This window comes from Aeromonas sp. CU5, from assembly GCF_002586745.1.
GTDB classification, from domain to species: domain Bacteria; phylum Pseudomonadota; class Gammaproteobacteria; order Enterobacterales; family Aeromonadaceae; genus Aeromonas; species Aeromonas sobria.
Window position 1 is genome coordinate 1,451,070 of record NZ_CP023817.1, and the last position, 16,280, is coordinate 1,467,349.

General features: G+C 59.2%; 16 protein-coding genes, 1 pseudogene and 1 other annotated feature. Of the genes and pseudogenes, 9 read left to right on the forward strand and 8 right to left on the reverse strand.

The window, feature by feature from the left end:
- The first annotated feature begins 271 nt into the window (after window positions 1-271).
- From CK911_RS06440 to def, 3 genes are all read left to right on the forward strand, one after another.
- Window positions 272-685 (forward strand): septal ring lytic transglycosylase RlpA family protein, encoded by a 414-nt coding sequence (locus CK911_RS06440; RefSeq protein WP_050490001.1) that lies wholly within the window; start codon window positions 272-274, stop codon window positions 683-685.
- A gap of 99 nt (window positions 686-784) precedes the next feature.
- Window positions 785-1,267 (forward strand): N-acetyltransferase, encoded by a 483-nt coding sequence (locus tag CK911_RS06445; RefSeq protein WP_098972495.1) that lies wholly within the window; start codon window positions 785-787, stop codon window positions 1,265-1,267.
- Window positions 1,267-1,770: a peptide deformylase gene (gene def, locus CK911_RS06450; protein ID WP_098969378.1), complete on the forward strand. Its 504-nt coding sequence runs from the start codon at window positions 1,267-1,269 to the stop codon at window positions 1,768-1,770. Before CK911_RS06445 ends, def begins: the two co-directional genes overlap by 1 nt.
- Window positions 1,771-2,214: 444 nt before the next feature.
- Here def and hisIE read toward each other — a convergent pair whose 3' ends face one another.
- The 8 genes and pseudogenes from hisIE to hisG all read right to left on the reverse strand — a co-directional run bounded on the left by hisIE (window position 2,215) and on the right by hisG (window position 9,474).
- Entirely contained in the window at window positions 2,215-2,850 is a 636-nt protein-coding gene (gene hisIE, locus CK911_RS06455; protein WP_098969379.1) for a bifunctional phosphoribosyl-AMP cyclohydrolase/phosphoribosyl-ATP diphosphatase HisIE, read from the reverse strand.
- Window positions 2,843-3,616, reverse strand: a complete 774-nt coding sequence (hisF, locus tag CK911_RS06460; RefSeq protein WP_019446757.1) for an imidazole glycerol phosphate synthase subunit HisF — start codon at window positions 3,614-3,616, stop codon at window positions 2,843-2,845. Before hisF ends, hisIE begins: the two co-directional genes overlap by 8 nt.
- Window positions 3,616-4,377: a 1-(5-phosphoribosyl)-5-[(5-phosphoribosylamino)methylideneamino]imidazole-4-carboxamide isomerase gene (gene hisA / locus CK911_RS06465; protein WP_042037662.1), complete on the reverse strand. Its 762-nt coding sequence runs from the start codon at window positions 4,375-4,377 to the stop codon at window positions 3,616-3,618. Before hisA ends, hisF begins: the two co-directional genes overlap by 1 nt.
- Window positions 4,378-5,034, reverse strand: coding sequence for an imidazole glycerol phosphate synthase subunit HisH (hisH, locus tag CK911_RS06470; RefSeq protein ID WP_098969380.1), 657 nt, complete (start codon window positions 5,032-5,034; stop codon window positions 4,378-4,380).
- Complete coding sequence (gene hisB / locus CK911_RS06475) at window positions 5,034-6,158, reverse strand: bifunctional histidinol-phosphatase/imidazoleglycerol-phosphate dehydratase HisB (RefSeq protein WP_098969381.1); 1,125 nt, start codon at window positions 6,156-6,158, stop codon at window positions 5,034-5,036. Before hisB ends, hisH begins: the two co-directional genes overlap by 1 nt.
- A gap of 15 nt (window positions 6,159-6,173) precedes the next feature.
- Window positions 6,174-7,243, reverse strand: a pseudogene (gene hisC / locus CK911_RS06480) (histidinol-phosphate transaminase).
- Window positions 7,240-8,565 (reverse strand): histidinol dehydrogenase, encoded by a 1,326-nt coding sequence (hisD, locus tag CK911_RS06485; RefSeq protein ID WP_098969382.1) that lies wholly within the window; start codon window positions 8,563-8,565, stop codon window positions 7,240-7,242. Before hisD ends, hisC begins: the two are co-directional and overlap by 4 nt.
- A gap of 12 nt (window positions 8,566-8,577) precedes the next feature.
- Entirely contained in the window at window positions 8,578-9,474 is an 897-nt protein-coding gene (hisG, locus tag CK911_RS06490; protein ID WP_098969383.1) for an ATP phosphoribosyltransferase, read from the reverse strand.
- 29 nt (window positions 9,475-9,503) lie between these two features.
- Window positions 9,504-9,628: a sequence feature (His leader region), on the reverse strand.
- Window positions 9,629-9,815: 187 nt separating this feature from the next.
- Between hisG and CK911_RS06495 the strand changes: the two genes are divergently transcribed.
- The 6 genes from CK911_RS06495 (at window position 9,816) to fadD (ending at window position 16,228) form a co-directional block, all read left to right on the forward strand.
- Complete coding sequence (locus CK911_RS06495; RefSeq protein ID WP_098969384.1) at window positions 9,816-10,061, forward strand: hypothetical protein; 246 nt, start codon at window positions 9,816-9,818, stop codon at window positions 10,059-10,061.
- 67 nt (window positions 10,062-10,128) lie between these two features.
- Entirely contained in the window at window positions 10,129-12,048 is a 1,920-nt protein-coding gene (locus CK911_RS06500) for an ATP-dependent DNA helicase (RefSeq protein WP_098969385.1), read from the forward strand.
- Window positions 12,049-12,138: 90 nt separating this feature from the next.
- Window positions 12,139-12,840, forward strand: a complete 702-nt coding sequence (gene tsaB / locus CK911_RS06505) for a tRNA (adenosine(37)-N6)-threonylcarbamoyltransferase complex dimerization subunit type 1 TsaB (RefSeq protein ID WP_172953970.1) — start codon at window positions 12,139-12,141, stop codon at window positions 12,838-12,840.
- A gap of 111 nt (window positions 12,841-12,951) precedes the next feature.
- On the forward strand, window positions 12,952-13,467 hold the full coding sequence (locus CK911_RS06510; RefSeq protein ID WP_098972499.1) for a Slp family lipoprotein: 516 nt from the start codon (window positions 12,952-12,954) through the stop codon (window positions 13,465-13,467).
- Window positions 13,468-13,490: 23 nt separating this feature from the next.
- A complete protein-coding gene (locus CK911_RS06515) occupies window positions 13,491-14,354 on the forward strand; it encodes an alpha/beta fold hydrolase (RefSeq protein ID WP_253860413.1) in 864 nt (287 codons plus the stop codon).
- A 197-nt stretch (window positions 14,355-14,551) separates the two neighbouring features.
- Window positions 14,552-16,228, forward strand: a complete 1,677-nt coding sequence (fadD, locus tag CK911_RS06520) for a long-chain-fatty-acid--CoA ligase FadD (RefSeq protein WP_098972501.1) — start codon at window positions 14,552-14,554, stop codon at window positions 16,226-16,228.
- The last annotated feature ends 52 nt before the right edge of the window (window positions 16,229-16,280 follow it).

The window sequence follows — 16,280 nt, forward strand, 5'->3', positions numbered from 1 at the left end:
GCAGATCGGAGGGTGTTTGCGTGCTCTTGTTGGCAAACGAGAGCAGAGAAGTTGCCCCTTGATTGTCTCTTGGGTGCAACAGTGGTGATTTAAATCCTGTGTTTATTGCAACAATCGCGGTGGCCACTGCACTGGCACCGGGCTGGGCGCCATGATGGCAAGGGGCCGCCTAGATTGCGGTGGCTTGCCGGTATGGGGAGAATCTCCCCGTTACTGCGATGCGTTATGTTCCGCCGGCTATCTATCCGGCAAGGTGAGCGAGGAGAAGTAGATGCGCGGCATCGGGAGAGAGGGAGTGGTGCAATCGGCCTGCAAAGGGGGGCTGTTGCTTGTCTGCCTGCTGCTGGCCGCCTGTAGCAGCCGTTATGACGAGAGCCACGGCGGCAGCTGGCGCGGCTACAGCGAGACCGGTTATGCCAGCTATTATGCCGACCGCTATCACGGTAAAAAGACCGCCAGCGGCGAGCTCTATCGCAACAACCTCAATAGCGCCGCCCATATGGAATTGCCCTTTGGCTCCATGGTGCGGGTGACCAACCTCGCCAATGGCAAGAGCGTAGTGGTCAAGGTCAATGACCGCGGTGCCTTTAAAAGCGGGCGCATTATCGATCTCTCCAAATCCGCCTTCGGCTCCATCGCCAATATTCGCGAAGGTGTTATCAAGGTAAAGGTTGAGGTGTTGTGACCGCTCGTGATGCTTCAGAATCTGCAGCCTTTTGGAAAAATCGTAATAGGGTGGTTGTACGCTAACAGCGTATTCAATATGGCTTGTGCAGGGAAAGAGATGGATATTGAGCTGATTGATGTGTCGCAAAATGAATTTGAACAGGTCTTTATTGTCGTGAAACAGGGGATTTTCCCCTATGTTGAGTCGCTCTTTGGCTGGGATGACCAATTTCAACGCGAACGGCTAGCCAGTTCCTATCTGCCGCAATGGTTTTCGTGGATCCTGCATGGGGGAGAACGCATTGGTCTGTTATGTAGCAAGCCATATGAGGATGCCCAGCATGTTCATCTGCTGATCATTTTCCCTCAGTGCCAGGGGCGGCAGCTTGGCGCAGCCGTGATGGAACGGCTTCATCAGGAGGCTGAGCGTGAGGGGAAATGCCGGGTCACCTTGTCCAGCTTCACAGACAACCATAGGGCGATACGGTTTTATCAACGCCTTGGCTACCAGGTGGTAGAAGAGGATCAGGCGTTTGTCTCCATGTCTCGGCCGTTGGGCTGTGACCTCGGATTGAATAAAGTGGTTAATGGAGAGTTGTGATGGCAATTTTGAATATTTTGACGGCTCCCGACCCCAAATTGAGGCTCAAGGCCGAGCGGGTTGAGGATATCGCTGCCGTACAGGGGCTGATCGATGACATGCTGGCGACCCTGTATGCGACGGAAAACGGGATTGGTTTGGCCGCGACTCAAGTCGGGCGTAAAGAGGCCGTCGTTATTATCGACTTGTCCGAGAGCAGGGATCAGCCGCTGGTTTTGATTAATCCACAAGTGATAAGCGGTACTGAAAAGGTACTTGGACAAGAGGGATGTCTCTCCGTGCCGGATTACTACGCGGATGTCGAGCGTTACAGCTCGGTGGTGGTATCTGCACTGGATCGAAAAGGCAATTCGATTACGATTGAGAGCAGCGATTTTTTGGCCATTGTCATGCAGCATGAAATTGATCATCTGGATGGCAACTTGTTCATTGATTACCTGTCACCGCTCAAGCGGCAGATGGCACTCAAACGAGTTAAAAAATCTCTCAAGTCCGCCAGCTAACATCCGCTGGTGATAGTGGCTGGCCGTTTTATTTGTGTGGAGAGCTGGCAAAATGGAATGCTAGGGTACTGGGGCGTTATGAGGCCACGCCCCACAAGTAGTACAATTTCTGTTGATCGATAATTATTACGTTAACAAGGCTGGTATTGTTCTGATAAATAGACTAAAAACTAGACATCATATTGGTATTAGTTTGGTCACATATATCCAAGTTTTTCTATACCAATAAAAATAGACGGTTTTTACTTAACGAGACAGATAAACGCCCTGAAGAGTTAACTCACCATCGTATAGATAGTTTCCAGAATTAACGGTATAAGTCACAACCTTGGCATATCATCTGGCGAGTCACAATTTCACTTTGGATGATTATAGTGATCTTGTTGAATTAGCTTGTTGTTTAAGATGATAGATGGGCTATACGCCCATCTATCACAGTACAGTTTATTTATTATGCCGCTCATAAAGCCGCTGCACCACATCCTGTAATCCCAGCCCTTCATTTTGCAGCAGCACGGTCAGGTGGTAGAGCAGATCGGCAGATTCGTTGATGAGCTCTTCCCGATCCTTGGCCATCGCGGCCAGCGCCACTTCCACACCCTCTTCACCTACCTTCTGGGCGATGCGCTTGGTCCCTTTGCCGTAGAGGCTGGCGGTGTAGCTGGTGGCCGGATCGGCCCCTTTGCGGGCTGCCAGCACCTGCTCCAGCTCTGCCAGAAAACCGAGGGGCGGCAGCGGGTGGCCATTAAAGCAGGAGGTTGTCCCTTTGTGGCAGGTGGGGCCGACGGGGTTGGCGGCAATCAGCAGAGAATCCTGATCGCAGTCGGTGCTGATGGCGACGAGTTGGAGCACATTGCCCGAGCTTTCACCCTTGGTCCAGAGCCGCTGTTTGCTGCGGCTAAAGAAGGTGACCTGACCTGTGGTCTGGGTCTTTTCCAGCGCTTCGCGGGTCATAAAGCCCTGCATCAGCACCTCGCCGCTGGCGGCGTGCTGGACGATGGTGGGGATCATACCATCACACTTTTCCCAGTCGAGCCGCTCCACGAGCGGGATCTGGTTTGCAATCTCTTGATTATTCACGGATGGCGACTCCTTCGGTTTTCAGCCAGCGTTTCAATTCGGGAATGGGGATAAGGCCCTTGTGGAACACAGAAGCGGCCAGCGCCCCGTCCACATCGGCGAGGGTAAAGGCATCGCGGAAGTGTGCCATGGCGCCAGCGCCGCCGGAGGCAATCAGCGGCACCTTGCAGACGCTGCGCACCAGTTTGAGCTGGTCGAGATCATAACCCTGACGCATGCCGTCCTGATTCATCACGTTCAGCACGATTTCGCCCGCGCCGCGCTTTTGCACCTCCTGCACCCAATCGAGGGTGTGCCAGGCGGTGGTGCGGGTACGGCTCTCGTCACCGGTAAACTGTTTGACCTGATAGTGGCCCGTCTCGGCATCGAAGTAGGAGTCAATTCCCACCACCACGCACTGCACGCCAAAGCGCTCGGCCAGTCGGCTGATCAGGGTTGGGTCGGCCAGCGCCGGAGAGTTGATGGAGACCTTGTCGGCGCCAAATTCGAGGATCTGGCGGGCATCCTCGACACTTTTGATGCCACCGGCGACGCAGAAGGGGATATCGATCACCTCCGCTACCCGGCTCACCCAGCTCTTGTCCACCACCCGCGCATCGCTGGAGGCGGTGATGTCATAGAACACCAGCTCGTCAGCACCTTCCTCGGCGTAGCGGCGCGCCAGTTCGACAATACCGCCCATCACCTCGTGGTTGCGAAACTGCACCCCCTTGACCACCACGCCATCTTTCACGTCGAGGCAGGGGATAATGCGTCTTGCCAGCATCAGTTGCCTCCTGTGGTAACGGCTGCGGGCGTTTGCCAGCAGGCGATGGCGTCACCCACCGAGAACTTGCCCTCCAGCAGGGCGCGGCCAAGGATGATCCCCTTGACGCCGGAGCCCTTGAGCGCCTCGATATCCGCGATGCCGCCAATGCCGCCGGAAGCCTGAAAAGCGACGCTCGGGTAGCGGGCGCAGAGATCCCGATAGAGCTCGACGTTGGTGCCAGCCAGGGTGCCGTCACGGCTGATGTCGGTGCAGAGCACATGCTTGAGACCGGCGGGGAGGAAGCGTTCGATCAGCGCTTCGATGGTCACACCGCTGTTCTCCTGCCAGCCTGCCACGGCGATATGGCGATTGCCTTGGGCATCGATATTGACGTCCAGCGCCAGCACTATCTGCTCGGGGCCATATTTCTCCATCCAGCTGGCCACCAGATCCGGGGATTTGACGGCGGTGGAGCCGATCACCACCCGGCTGGCACCGGCGGCCAGCAGATCTGCCACATCCTGCTCCGTGCGCACGCCGCCGCCGACCTGCACCGGCGCTTCGGTGGCCGACAGCAGTTGGGTCAGTAGGGGCAGCTGGCGCGCCTTGGCATCCTTGGCACCGTCCAGATCCACCAGATGGAGCTGGACCGCCCCCTGGGAGACATATTCATCGAAGCGCGCCTGCGGGCTGCTGCTGTATTCGGTCTTCTGCTCGTAGTCCCCCTGATAGAGACGGACCACCTGACCATTGATCAGGTCAATTGCGGGAATGATCATTCATAGCTCCAGAAAATTTTGCAGCAAACGGGCACCGGCTGCGCCTGAGCGCTCCGGGTGGAATTGGGCGCCAAAGAAGTTACTGTGCTCTGCGACCCCGCCCACGATGGCGGTGAAAGGCTTGCCGTAGTCGCAGGTCGCCAGCGTCGCGTCGGTCACCTCCAGCGCATAGGAGTGAACGAAGTAGAAGTAGCTGCCGCTCGGGATCCCCTTGAGCAGGGGATGGGTCTCGTCATGCTCAATCTGGTTCCAGCCCATATGGGGCAGGCGCAGGCTTGACTGGTGTAAGGTGCCGACCTCCATCAACCGGATCTTGCCCGGCACTATGCCAAGGCAGTCGATAAGCGTATCTGGCGAACCCTGCGTGCCCATGCTCTCTTCGGAGGCCTCCGCCAGCATCTGCATGCCGAGGCAAAAGCCCAGCAGCGGCTGCTTGGCGGCGCGAATAAGGGGCACCAGCCCGCGCTCGTTGAGGTTGTTCATGGCGGCCACCGCGGTGCCGACACCGGGCAGGATCAGCTTGTCCGCCTGCTCGATATCAGCCGCCTGGCTGGAGACCAGCGGCGTCACGCCGAGGCGCTCGAAGGCCATTCTGACCGAGGCCAGATTCGCACAGCCTGTATCGATAATGACCAGCTTCTGCTTGCTCACATCCATCACAGCACTCCCTTGCTGGAGGGGAGGTCACTCCCTTCCACCCGAATGGCTTGACGCAGGGCGCGGCCAAAGCCTTTGAACAGCGCCTCCACCTGATGGTGGGTGTTGCCGCTGCCCACCTTCATCTGCAGGGTAATGGCCATGGCGTCCGAGAGGGAGCGGAAGAAGTGGGGCACCATCTCGGTGGCCATCTCGCCCACATTGTCGCGGCCAAAACCGCTCGGGCAGTCAAACACGAAGTAGGGGCGACCGCTGAGATCCAGCGCTGTGCTCACCTCCTGCTCGGTCAGCGGGCGCGCATCGATCACCGCCTGCACCTCGTCCATCGCCAGCACGAAGCCGAAGCGGCCGATACCGCGCTTGTTGCCAAGGGCCTGACGCAGCGCCTGACCCAGCGCCAGCCCCACATCTTCCACCGTGTGGTGATCGTCAATATGCAGATCGCCGCTGACGTTCAGCTTGAGCTGGAAACCGGCGTGGGTAGCGATCTGATCCAGCATGTGATCAAAGAAGCCGATACCGGTGGCGATCTGGTTGCCGCCGCTCTTGTTTGTGGCAGAAGGGTCCAAGTCCACCGCGACCTGAATACGGGTCTCCTTGGTGTAGCGTTCCACCTCGGCAGTGCGGCCCTTGGACAGTAGCTGATCACGGATAGCGAGCCAGTCGTGATCCTGCGGGTGGTAGCGAATACCGCCAATGCCCATGTTCTCGGCAAGCTGCAGATCGGTCTGGCGATCGCCAATCACGAAGGAGTTGGCAAAGTCGATGCGACCCGAGGCGAGGTACTCCTTCACCAGCCCGAGGTGGGGCTTGCGGCAGCTGCAACCGTCGGTGGGGAAGTGCGGGCAGATCAGCACCTGTTCCCACTTCACCCCTTGCGACTCAAACAGGTGCATCATCAGGTCGTGGGGGGGCTGGAAGTTCTCCAGCGGCAGGCTGGCAGTGCCCAGCCCATCCTGATTGGTCACCATTACCAGCACGTAACCGGCGGCCTGCAACTCGCGCAGCACCGGGATCACCATGGGCTCGAAGCGCAGCTTGGCGAGGCTGTCCACCTGCTTGTCGGTCACCGGCTCTTCAATCAGGGTGCCGTCGCGGTCGATAAACAAAAACGGGGTCTTCATCGCTACATCCTTGTCTTACAAAGTGGGAGAGGGCAGATCACGCAATACCGCCAGCACGGCATCCATCTCGCCCTGATAGCCGATAGTGACGCGAATGCTGTTATCAAGTCCGGGTTTGGTCGAGAAATCCCGCAGTATGATGCCGGCGGCCTTCATGGCGGCAAAGACGGCTGCGCCATCCACAAAGCGCACCAGCACGAAGTTGCCCTTGTCCTCGAATACTTCCTTCACGCAGGCAAGCTTTGCCAGCTCTGCCTTGAAGGCGGTTTTTTGCTTGTTGAGCTCTACCACTCGCTCGCGCATCAGCTCCAGCCCCATGGGGGAGAGTGCCTGCGCCGCGATCTGGGCGATGGGCTCGGGGATGGGATAGGGGGCGATCACCTTGGCCAGCATGGCGATCACCTCGGGGCTTGTCAGCGTAAAGCCGCAGCGGATCCCCGCCAGCGCAAAAGCCTTGGAGAGGGTGCGGGTCACTACCAGATTGGGGAAGCGGGCCAGCAGGTCTACCACGGACGCCTCTGGGCAGAACTCGATATAGGCCTCGTCCACCACCACGATGGCGCGATCCCGGGCCTTCTCCAGCAGAGCGATGAGACCGTCGCGCCCAACCAGATCCCCGGTGGGGTTGTTGGGGGAGCAGAGAAACACCAGCTTCACATCGCCGAGGCGATCGGCGATGGCGGGCCAGTCCGGCTGGCGGCTGGCGGTGAGCGGCTGTTCGACGATGCCGACGCCGCAGGTCTCGGCGCTGATGGCGTACATGCCGTAGGTGGGCGGGCAGATCAGGATCTGATCTTCACCGGCTTCGCAGAAGGTGCGAATAAGCAGTTCGATGGCCTCGTCGGCGCCGCGGCTCACCAGTACCTGATCCGGATTAACCCCTGCGTAGGCGGCATAGCTGTTCACCACCTCGGCCGGTTGGCACTCGGGTAGCGGTTGAGACGGCTCCCCTCGATGGTGAAGGGATAGGCCTGCGGCGCCTCGTTGGCGTTGAGCCAGACGTGGCCCTTGCCGCCAATGCGGCGGGCGGATTGATAAGGGGTGAGGGCCCGCACCACGCGGCGCGCCAGATTGGCAATGCTCATGACAAATCCTTCTGCTGTGCTGTTGGTTGGGGCGCGGCGGCCAGGGCGTTCAATCTGAGGGTGACGGCATTTTTGTGGCCATCGAGCCCTTCGGCCTCTGCGATGCGCTCGACGATAGGGCCAAGGCCGCGAATGCCTTCGGCGCTCAGCTCCTGCACCGTGTAGCGGCGCTGATAATCGGCGAGGCCAAGGCTCGAGCAGGTGCGAGCATAGCCATAGGTGGGCAGGGTGTGGTTGGTGCCGCTGGCATAATCGCCGACCGACTCGGGCGTCCACTGGCCAAGAAAGATGGAACCGGCGTTCTCGAGTTTATCCAGCAGATCGCGGGGCGCCTGGGTCTGCACAATCAGGTGCTCCGGCGCATAGGCGTTGGAGATGGCGCACGCTTCGGCCAGATCGTCACAGAGGATCACCAGACTGCTGCCGAGCGCCTGCGCGGCGATATCCCGGCGGCTCAACTTGGCCAGCTGGCTTTTTATTTCCCCTGCGATGGCATCGGCCAGCAGCGGCGAGGTGGTCACCAGCACTACCTGACTGTCGGGGCCGTGCTCGGCCTGGGAGAGCAGATCCGCCGCCACGAAGGCGGGGTTGGCGCTCTCGTCGGCAATGACCAGCACCTCGGAGGGGCCAGCGGGCATGTCGATGGCGGCGCCGCGCCAGTCACGGGATACCTGCCCCTTGGCTTCGGTCACATAGGCGTTGCCCGGGCCGAAGATCTTGTCCACCTTGGGAATGCTTTCGGTGCCGTAAGCCATCGCCGCGATGGCCTGGGCGCCGCCAATGGCGAACACCTTCTCGACCCCGCAGGCGCGGGCGGCAAACAGGATCTCGTCGCTGGCGGGGGACGGGGTGCAGAGCACCACTTCACGGCAACCGGCGATGGCGGCTGGAATGGCCAGCATCATCACGGTGGAGGGGAGCGGCGCGCTGCCCCCCGGTACATAGAGGCCGACCCGGCTGATGGGCTGGGTGCGCAGCTCGCACACCACCCCGGGCTGGGTTTCCACCCGTACCACTGGCTGCACTTGGGCAGCGTGGAAGGTACGAATATTGGCAATGGCCGCTTCGATGGCGCTTTTGATGTCGTCATCCAGCCGCGCGCAGGCAGCTTCAATCTCGGCTTCGCTGACGCGCAACCGCTCACGGGGGGCGCGCTCGAAGCGCAGGCTCAGCTCGCGCAGGGCCTCATCGCCACGGCTGCGCACCGCTGCGATGATCTCTTTGACCACGGCGCCGATATCGGCCTCGTCATTGAGGGCTGGCCGGGTCAGCACGTCGGCCTGCTGGGCAGGGGAGAGGGTCTTCCAGATCAGGGTCTGCATGATATCCCTTCCTTATTCCATCATTTTTTCGATGGGCAGCACCAGAATGGAGCTGGCACCCAGCGCCTTGAGCTGCTCCATGGTCTCCCAGAACAGGGTCTCGCTGGAGACAACGTGCAGAGCCACCTGATTGGTATCACCGGCCAGTTGCATGATGGTGGGGCGCTCGGCACCCGGCAGCAGATCGGTGATTGCATCGAGCTTGTCCTTGGGGGCGTGCAGCATGATGTACTTGCTCTCGCGCGCCTGCTGCATCCCCTGAATGCGGGGCAGCAGTTTGTCGATGAGCTGCTGCTTGGCATCGGACAAGGGGTTGGGGGCCTGTATCAGTACCGCTTTGGAGCGGTAGATCACCTCCACCTCTTTCAGACCATTGGCCTCCAGGGTCGCGCCGGTGGAGACCAGATCGCAGATGGCATCGGCCAGACCCGCACGGGGTGCCACTTCTACCGAGCCGCCCAGCATTACGCTTTTGAAGCCAAGACCCTTTTCGTCAAAGAAGCGCTTGAGCAGCCCGGGGTAGGAGGTGGCGATGCGCTTGCCTGCCAGACTTTCTGGCCCTGTGTAGGTCACATCTTCAGGCACCGCCAGCGAGAGGCGGCAGCCGCCAAAATCGAGCTGCTTGAGGGTCTTAACCTCCGCAGGCAATCCTTGGGAAGCGCGGATCAACTGCGCCTCTTCCAGCACGTTCTCGCCGATGATGCCAAGGTCGACCACCCCTTCCATCACCAGACCCGGGATATCGTCATCGCGCACCCGCAGGATATCGATGGGCATGTTCTCGACATGGGCGATAAGGCGCTGCTCGCGCAGGTTGATCTTGAGGCCGCAGCTCTTGAACAGGGCCTGGGAGTCCTGGCTAAGACGACCGGACTTTTGCATGGCGATACGCAGACGTTGTGTTTCCATTTGCTCGATTTCCTTCTAGTCAAAAACGAAAAAACCCTCGGAAGTGTGTGCTTCCGAGGGTTTATGAATCTTGCGGTCCTTTTGGAAGTCACCAGTTAAGTGTCTTCCAGCAGTCAACCTCCTGAAAGACTAGTCGGGATGATGATGGTGGTGATGAGTCTTCAGGGTGGTGAACTTCATGTAATCAATCCTTTACAAAATAAGATGTCGTAATTGACGCCTGATTTAAACTACCTGCCTTGACAGAAAATGCAACCCGAAATTGTGATTTGATCGATTAAAGTGGAGAAAACGGTTTTTTGGTCGATAACTAGACAATAACCCCTGAAGGAGTCGCCATCATGCCCAGCCAGGACTTGTTGTTCCCCATTTTGCCCCGGGCTCCCGCCGCGCCCGGCAGCGAAGAGATCAAGCGGGAAGTGAACCAGATCAGCAAAAAGCATCAGCTGCGCAAGGCCAGCACTGACAACAGTGACTCCCAGCAGCGCCAACAGGCGTATAGCACGCCCGCCAAGCGTGATCAGCCCAAGGCGGAAGAGGACGATCACAAGCTGGATCCCGAGCATCAGATCGATCTGTTCGTCTGAACAGATTATCTGTCCCGCTTTTGCCGTGCTTTTGGCATAATGGCCGCTTTTGCTGCGGGACGCCCTTTTGACCATCCAGACCCTGTTCAAGCCAGATGGCCCTCTGGCCAGCCATATCGACAGTTTCAAAGCCCGCGCTCCCCAACTGGAGATGGCCGAAGCGGTTGCGAGCGCCATCAAAAGTGGTGGCCGTCTGCTGGTGGAGGCGGGGACCGGTACCGGCAAGACCTACGCCTATCTGGTGCCTGCGCTGGAGTCCGGTAAGCGGGTGGTGATCAGCACCGGCTCCAAGAACCTGCAGGAGCAGCTCTTCTATCGGGATCTTCCGACCATCACAGGCGCGCTCTCCTATACCCCGCCGGTGGCCCTGCTCAAGGGGCGCAGCAACTATCTCTGCATCGAGCGGATGAACCGGCTCTTGAGCGAATCCCATCTGCACAAACCTGAATTACTGAACGATCTGGTGAAGGTCAAATCCTGGTCCACCGCCACCGATAACGGCGATGTGGGGGATATTCCGGGATTGCAGGAGAACGCCGAAATCCTCTCCCACGTCACCAGCACCAACGACAACTGCCTCGGTCGCGACTGCCCCTATTACGACGACTGCCATCTGGTGGTGGCTCGACGCCGCGCCATGGATGCCCAGGTGGTGGTGATCAATCATCACCTCTTCTTCGCCGATATGGCGGTGAAAGACACCGGATTTGGCGAGTTGGTGCCCCAAGCGCAAGTCTATGTCTTTGATGAGGCGCATCAGCTGCCGGAGATCGCCACCAACTACTTCGGCAAGTCGGTGGGCAGCCGTACCATCCAAGATCTGGCGCAGGATATCCAGCTGGCCTATCGGGCCGAAGCCCACGACATGGCCCAGCTCGGCAAGGCGGCGGACCGGCTTTCTATCGCCAGTCAGGATCTGCGTCTCGCCTTCGGGGTGGATGGCGGTCGTGGCAATACCCGCGACATGCTGCGCCAATCGCTCTGGGGCCAGGCGCTGGCTCGTCTCAACGACGCCATCGGGCTTTGCTATGAGGTGCTCAAACTCGCGCTTGGCCGTGGCGAGCAGCTGGATCACGCCTTCGAGCGGATCTGCGAGCTGCGCACTCGCCTCGGTGAGGTGCTGGCGGTCAACCAGACCGGTTTTTCATACTGGTATGACTGTTCGCGGCTCCATTTTTCCCTCAATTTGACGCCGCTCTCGGTGGCCGAGCGATTCAGTGCCGAGGTGCAAAAACCGGAGGTGGCCTGGGTCTTTACCTCCGCCACCCTGACGGTGGATATGCGTTTTGATCACTTCAAGGCCGAGCTGGGGCTGGCGGGCAGCGCCGAGCTTATCCTCGACAGCCCGTTCGACTATGGCGAGCAGGCGCGACTCTGTGTGCCTCGCTATCTGCCGGAGCCCAACGCCTTTGGCCGTGGCGAGCAGCTGGCCAATCTGATGATCCCGCTGATCAACAAGACACCGGGTGGCTGTTTCTTCCTCTGCACCAGCCATCAGGTGATGCGTCAGGTGGCCGAGGTGCTGCGCCGGGAGATTGGCCGTACCGTCTTGCTGCAGGGGGAGGACAACAAGCAGCGGCTGCTCAAGGAGTTTGTCGAGAATGGCCGCGCCGTGCTGGTGGCGACCAGCAGCTTTTGGGAGGGGATCGACGTGCGAGGGGCGGCGTTGTCGTGTGTTATCATCGACAAGCTGCCGTTTGCCAGCCCCGATGATCCGCTGCTCAAGGCGCGGGTGGATGATTGCAAGCTCAAGGGTGGCGATCCCTTCGCCGAACTGCAGTTGCCCAAGGCGGTGATTGCCCTCAAACAGGGGGTGGGACGGCTTATTCGTGATCGCAGTGATCACGGGGTGCTGGTGATCTGTGATCCACGAATGGTCAACAAACCTTACGGCGCCACCTTTATCAAGAGTCTGCCTGCCATCCCTCGCACCCGGGAGTTGGGAACGCTGGGGTGTTTTTTCGATCGCCCTGAACGCGGTGAATAAATGTGCCGCCAGCTAACAGATTTGAACAACGGGTGAGCATATCTCGCTTGCCGGTTATGTAATTGACTGATTTTATAGAGATTGGAAAGCATGAACGAGTTGAAGATCCTGGCCGTTGATACCGCCACCGAAGCCTGCTCCGCCGCCTTGCTGGTGGGTGACACGCTGTTTTCTCGCTGGGAGGAGGCGCCACGGGATCACACCCGAAAAATCCTGCCGATGGTTCAGGCTGTGTTAGACGATGCCGGGATAACCTTGAGTGACCTCGATGCCATCGCGTTCGGCCGCGGCCCGGGCTCCTTTACCGGCGTGCGGATCGGCATCAGTGTGGCGCAGGGGCTGGCGTTCGGGGTGGGTGTGCCGCTGATAGGCATCTCGACGCTGGCCGCCATGGCGCAAGGCGCCTATCGACTGGATGGCGCCGAACAGGTGCTGACCGCCATCGATGCGCGGATGAACGAGGTCTATTTCGGCCGCTATGAGCTGATCGATGGCCGCATGCAGCTGGTGGGCGACGAGGTGGTGAGCGATCCCGCGACGCTGGTTGACGTCCGTGGCAAGCTGGCGGGTCGGGTGACCTGCGTCGGCACCGGTTTTGAGACCTATGGCGAGATTTTGAGTGGTCTTGCCGATGAGCTGGCGGTGAGTCAGGTGCGCTTCCCGGCGGCAGAAGACATGTTGCCGCTGGCCCGCGCCGCTTGGCTGGCGGGGGAGGCGGTGCCGGTGGAGCAGGCAACGCCGGTCTATTTGCGTGACAAGGTGACCTGGAAAAAACTGCCGGGTCGCGAATAAGGGCAAGAGGCATGTCGCTCTTGCCGCTCATCAGCTGCAACACAAGCGGGTGGCCCCGACGGGCCACGCCGGCAACAGGAGAGTGACATGATGCGTAAGACCAGAAGCGACATGATGAAACGCGGGATGGTGGTAGGGGCGCTGGCCCTGCTGCTCGGGGCCTGCAGCTCGGTCCCCAAGGAGCTGGCCTATGAGCCCGAAAACCAGTTGGTGGCCTATCAACCCGCCCTTGGCGGGATGGAGGGCAAACCGGCCCGCTGGAGCGGCGTTATCTCGGCGGTGCACAATTTAGCGGATCAGAGCGTCATCGAAATGGTCTATCTGCCGCTCAGATCCAACGGGGTACCGGAGCAGACCGAGCAGAGTCCGGGCCGCTTTTTCGCTGTTATGAAGGGCTTTGTCGACCCGACCCTCTATGCCAAGGGGCGAAGCCTGACAGTGCTCGGCACCATCGGCAAGCCGGTGGATGGCCAGATTGGCCAGCACAAGTACCGCTTCTCGGTGATTGATACCACCTCCAGCAAGTTGTGGCCGCCAGTCAAAGAGGTGGAGGTACGCTATATGGACCCCTACTTCTACGACCCCTTCTATGATCCCTTCTGGCCGAGACGGCCGCTGCGTCGCTAAGGCTGGCCATGATCAACCCAATGATGAACACGCTGCACGAACGTCTGCTCACCCTGGCGGACGGGCGGCAGGTGGCCCTGCTGGAGAACCAATCCGCTGAGCATGATCAGCAGGGAAAACCCCTGCTGATTGCCTTGCATGGCTGGCTTGACAACAGTGCCAGCTTCTTGCCGCTGGCGCCGCATCTGGGGGATTTTCATCTCATCTGTGTCGATCTGCCTGGGCACGGTCACTCCGATCACAAGACCACCCCCTATGTCTTTGTCGACTGGCTGGACGATCTCTACCAGATCGTCCAGGCGGCAGGGTGGTCGCGTTTTACTCTGCTCGGTCACTCTCTCGGGGCGCTGATCGCCTCGGCCTATGCCGGAGTATTTCCCGAGCAGGTAGAGCGGCTGATCATGCTGGAGGGGTTGGGGCCGCTCAGTCAGCCCGATGAGGAGGTACCGGCCCAGTTGCGACGAGCGATTTTAAACCGCAGTCGCACCCGGGAGCGCAGTGCCAACGGTTTTGCCTCCATCGATGAAGCCGTAGCCGCCCGTTGCAAAGTGGCGGATATCACGGCGCAGGCGGCGCGCCTGATCTGTGAGCGGCAGCTTGAAAAGCAGGCAGGGCGCTGGCACTGGCGTAGCGATCCCCGTTTGCGGGATCTTTCGCCCCTTAGAATGAGCGAAGGGCAGGCCCGGGCACTGATGGCGGCTATCCGTTGTCCGGTGCTGTTGATCCAGGGGGAGCAGGGATTCGCTGCGCTGGAAACACAATGGCAAGTCCGTCAGGATGCCTTCCAGCAGATCGAGCGGGTCATATTGGGTGGAAACCACCATTTTCATATGGAAAATTCGGCTGATACGGCCGTTTGTATCGTAAAGTTTTGTCAAGTTCGGTAGAATCACCGGCTTTCAATAATTCCAAGTTTGTCATCCCCCTCACATTTTTTCATTGTTAATTCGCTGTTAATCAATGTTGCGCTGTGTAAGTATGGGCGCATTAGAGTATCAGCTTAAAACGACCGATTTAAATGGATGTGAACAGGGACGGAGGCAACACAGTGAGTGCACAGGTGCTAGTTATGCAGGAGAAGTTCGTGGAAAAAGTCTGGCTGAAGCGTTATCCACAAGGGGTTCCCGCCGAGATTAATCCAGATCAATACAGCTCCCTGGTCGAGATGTTCGAATCCTCGGTGACCCAGTTTGCCGACCAGCCAGCCTTCGTCAACATGGGACAGACCATCACCTACCGCCGACTGGAAGAGCAGTCCCGCGCCTTTGCTGCCTATCTGCAAAACGAGCTGAAGCTGGAGAAGGGTGATCGGGTCGCGGTGATGATGCCGAACCTGCTGCAATATCCCATCGCTGTGTTCGGCATCCTGCGGGCAGGCATGATAGTGGTCAACGTCAACCCGCTCTATACCCCGCGCGAGCTGGAGCATCAGCTCAAAGACTCCGGCGCCAAGGCCATCGTTATCGTCTCCAACTTTGCCCATACCCTGGAAAAAGTGGTCTACGACACCCCAATCAAGCACGTCATCCTGACTCGCATGGGGGACAACCTGGGGCTGGCCAAGGGCACCCTGGTCAACTTCGTGGTCAAGTACGTCAAGAAGTTGGTGCCGAAATACAATCTGCCCCACGCCACCACCATGCGTCAGGCGCTCATCAAGGGGCGTTTCCTGCAGTACATCAAGCCGGAGATCACCAACGACGATCTCGCTTTCCTGCAGTACACCGGTGGCACCACCGGCCTCTCCAAAGGGGCCATGCTGACCCATCGCAACATGATTGCCAACGTCGAGCAGTGCCTCGGCGTCTATGGCCCCATGCTGGAGCGCGGCAAGGAGTTCGTGGTCACCGCATTGCCGCTTTATCACGTCTTTGCCCTGACCGTGAATTGCCTGCTCTTTATGCGAGTCGGCGGCTACAACTTGCTGATCAGCAACCCGCGCGACATCCCGGGCTTTGTCAAAGAGATCAAGAAGTACCCCTTCACCTGCATCACCGGGGTCAACACCCTGTTCAATGCGCTGGTCAACAACGAAGAGTTTCAAGGCATCTCCTTTGACAAGCTCAAGCTGACTATCGGCGGCGGCATGGCGGTGCAGCGCGCGGTCGCGGAAAAGTGGAAGACGCTGACCGACACCCCGCTGCTGGAAGGCTATGGCCTGACCGAGTGTTCGCCACTGGTGAGCGTCTGCCCCTACGATCTGACCGATTACAACGGCTCTATCGGTCTGCCGGTCTGCTCTACCGAGATCCGTCTGGTGGATGACAACGGTCAGGTGATCCACGCCCTCGGCACTCCCGGCGAGATGCAGGTACGCGGCCCGCAGGTGATGACCGGCTACTGGCAGCGCCCCGAGGCGACTGCTGAAGTGATGCAGGATGGCTGGCTCTGTACCGGTGATATCGCCGTATGCGATGAGCAGGGCTTCTTCAAGATCGTTGACCGCAAGAAGGACATGATCCTGGTCTCCGGCTTCAACGTCTATCCGAACGAGATCGAAGATGTCGTTGCCCTGCACCCGAAAGTGCTGGAAGTGGCCGCCGTCGGCGTGCCGCACCAGGTTTCTGGCGAGCTGGTGAAGATCTTTGTGGTCAAGAAAGATGCAAAATTGCATGAGGACGAGATTATTGCCCACTGCCGCAAACATCTGACTGCCTATAAGGTGCCGAAACTGGTAGAATTTCGCGACGAACTTCCCAAGACCAATGTGGGCAAGATCCTGCGCCGCGTACTGCGCGACGAGGAGATTGCCAAGCAATAACCGGACTGCGGCTGCAGAACCTTCTGCAAATCAGCACCGTCGTTATGCAAAA

Bases quoted from the DNA above. Each gene is read 5' to 3' on its own strand.
- CK911_RS06440 (WP_050490001.1), top strand. From the start codon at position 272: ATGCGCGGCATCGGGAGAGAGGGAGTGGTGCAATCGGCCTGCAAAGGG.
- CK911_RS06445 (WP_098972495.1), top strand. From the start codon at position 785: ATGGATATTGAGCTGATTGATGTGTCGCAAAATGAATTTGAACAGGTC.
- def (WP_098969378.1), top strand. From the start codon at position 1,267: ATGGCAATTTTGAATATTTTGACGGCTCCCGACCCCAAATTGAGGCTC.
- hisF (WP_019446757.1), bottom strand. From the start codon at position 3,616: ATGCTGGCAAGACGCATTATCCCCTGCCTCGACGTGAAAGATGGCGTG.
- hisA (WP_042037662.1), bottom strand. From the start codon at position 4,377: ATGATCATTCCCGCAATTGACCTGATCAATGGTCAGGTGGTCCGTCTC.
- hisH (WP_098969380.1), bottom strand. From the start codon at position 5,034: ATGGATGTGAGCAAGCAGAAGCTGGTCATTATCGATACAGGCTGTGCG.
- hisB (WP_098969381.1), bottom strand. From the start codon at position 6,158: ATGAAGACCCCGTTTTTGTTTATCGACCGCGACGGCACCCTGATTGAA.
- hisD (WP_098969382.1), bottom strand. From the start codon at position 8,565: ATGCAGACCCTGATCTGGAAGACCCTCTCCCCTGCCCAGCAGGCCGAC.
- hisG (WP_098969383.1), bottom strand. From the start codon at position 9,474: ATGGAAACACAACGTCTGCGTATCGCCATGCAAAAGTCCGGTCGTCTT.
- CK911_RS06495 (WP_098969384.1), top strand. From the start codon at position 9,816: ATGCCCAGCCAGGACTTGTTGTTCCCCATTTTGCCCCGGGCTCCCGCC.
- tsaB (WP_172953970.1), top strand. From the start codon at position 12,139: ATGAACGAGTTGAAGATCCTGGCCGTTGATACCGCCACCGAAGCCTGC.
- CK911_RS06510 (WP_098972499.1), top strand. From the start codon at position 12,952: ATGATGAAACGCGGGATGGTGGTAGGGGCGCTGGCCCTGCTGCTCGGG.
- CK911_RS06515 (WP_253860413.1), top strand. From the start codon at position 13,491: ATGAACACGCTGCACGAACGTCTGCTCACCCTGGCGGACGGGCGGCAG.